The organism is Tychonema sp. LEGE 07196 (assembly GCF_963890365.1).
GTDB lineage: Bacteria > Cyanobacteriota > Cyanobacteriia > Cyanobacteriales > Microcoleaceae > Microcoleus.
The window spans coordinates 1-1,790 of the sequence record NZ_CAWPRX010000089.1 but is presented as its reverse complement, the minus strand read 5'-3'; the positions used below and the strand labels follow the sequence as shown (position 1 = coordinate 1,790).

Below are 1,790 nucleotides of genomic sequence, written 5' to 3'. Positions count from 1 at the left end.
AATGTTGGTATCATTATTTTTTGGATAGGCAAGCGTGTAACAATTATGCTGCCTATCTTTTTTTAGCACACATTGGCTCAATCCTCACCACCTCTGGGTTTCAGGCTGGTTGTTACCCCCCCAGGAATTATACAATATATACAACAAACAGCCCGGGCGGGCTGTTTTTGTTGAGCTTGACGTTAAAACCTGCGGATTTCAATGGCTACCTTTGAACTTACGATCGCCCTTATTTTTTTGGCGCTGGCGAATGCCGGCCTGAACCGTAGCCATATCTACGGGAAAACCAACGACAGGAATCACCTGATCCTTGCGTTCTTCTTCCAGATTCTTGAGTTCGGTGTAATCAACCCAGTGAATGCAATTCACCGGACAAGTGTCGATCGCCTCAGCAATCAACTCTTCAGAATCCCCGTCTTGTCGAACTACGCGCGATCGCCCGTAATCCGGCTCAATGTAGAAAGTATTGCGAGCAACATGAGCGCAGTGCTTACAGCCAATACAGGTAATCTCATCAACATAGACACCTTTTTGGCGAAACACACCGCCTAATTCCGGTTCCAAACCAGAGCGATCGGGCGCATCCCGCAAAAATCCGCCCAACTCCGGCTCCAAACCAGTGCGATCGCTTGCTGTATCTATTCCGAGTCCAGAAAGCTCAGACATTTAGATCCCTCAGAATAATCAATAAGTCCAGGCGGACTCGAATCTTTCCCCGATCGCCAGCAACGACTTGCATTCCTGGCTGCGAACAATCTGTAAATTTTTAAGCACACCAGCGCTGAACCACCAAGCGGATCGAACCGTCTTGATTTTGCTTTTGCTCAGAAACTTGGAAACCCTGCTTAGCGCTTTCATTAACCACAGTATGGTAAGCATAGCGCTGAGTCACCTTATTCAGAAAACGGTCTACAGACCAAGCTTGCTGCCAAAATTGCAAATCGGCCACCAATTCATACTCAGTCCCGTTCCAGCTAAAACCTAAGTCATAGCCGTTTTCTTGCTCAATTACCACCTCAGCAGTGCTGGTGAGGCCGCGATAGCCGCGCACCTCAGTCGGGCCCGACTTCCAGTCGATACCCAAATCAGTTAAAGCAGCTTCCAAAGAATTCAAATTGCGGATCTGGGTCTTAATTTGGCTAAAGTGTGACATGGTGATTCCCAAAAAAATTTAAGTGAACTCAACAAAAAAGATTACCAATCGCTAAAAGCCACTTGGGCCGTCGCTTCGGCTGACTGATTGAGCGCTTGGGCGAAATATTCAGACGTTGACTCTTGATGAAGCACCACACCGAGCTGGGCTTCTATAGCAGCAGTTACCTCAGCGCAGGAAGCACCGACAATGCCGGTGACTGTTTCCTGTACGCGGCCATCTGGATAAATCACAAATTCTAGTGTTTCCATAATCCGGGCTGACTGAATAGGAACGATGAAATCAGACACCGACGCCAGCAAGCTTGGTACGATGCCTCCTGAAGTCGCTTCTTGAGAGTTGGCTGACTCGCCACTATATCAATTTTGACTAATTGATAGGTTTTGAGTCACAACTTAACAGAACTTATTAATAGGTGGGATCAATACGTCAGTGTTATGTAAAGTTTCGCGTACATCGTGACATCAGTCAAGTTGATTTTAGATTTTAGATTTTAGATTTTCGATTGAGGAAGAGGAGGAAGTTCGGCAACGGATTGTGTAGCGGACGTAACGGATGTAATTGATGTATGTAATGGGTGGATGTTGAGGTTCGAGGGTAGAAGAAGGATTTTGCCCAATCTCCCAATCTCCCCCTC

General features: G+C 46.7%; 3 protein-coding genes. All 3 read right to left on the bottom strand.

The genetic code is table 11. The features are described from left to right. Window positions 1-198 precede the first annotated feature (198 nt). Entirely contained in the window at window positions 199-666 is a 468-nt protein-coding gene (locus AACV78_RS11165) for a ferredoxin (RefSeq protein ID WP_194013140.1), read from the bottom strand. A gap of 100 nt (window positions 667-766) precedes the next feature. Beyond that, window positions 767-1,153 (bottom strand): DUF1257 domain-containing protein, encoded by a 387-nt coding sequence (locus AACV78_RS11160; RefSeq protein ID WP_193974477.1) that lies wholly within the window; start codon window positions 1,151-1,153, stop codon window positions 767-769. A gap of 41 nt (window positions 1,154-1,194) precedes the next feature. Beyond that, on the bottom strand, window positions 1,195-1,404 hold the full coding sequence (locus tag AACV78_RS11155; RefSeq protein WP_194013141.1) for a DUF2997 domain-containing protein: 210 nt from the start codon (window positions 1,402-1,404) through the stop codon (window positions 1,195-1,197). Window positions 1,405-1,790 lie beyond the last annotated feature (386 nt).

What these genes read in the sequence shown, in the direction of transcription:
- AACV78_RS11165 (WP_194013140.1), bottom strand. Translation starts at nt 666, where the DNA reads ATGTCTGAGCTTTCTGGACTCGGAATAGATACAGCAAGCGATCGCACT.
- AACV78_RS11160 (WP_193974477.1), bottom strand. Translation starts at nt 1,153, where the DNA reads ATGTCACACTTTAGCCAAATTAAGACCCAGATCCGCAATTTGAATTCT.
- AACV78_RS11155 (WP_194013141.1), bottom strand. Translation starts at nt 1,404, where the DNA reads ATGGAAACACTAGAATTTGTGATTTATCCAGATGGCCGCGTACAGGAA.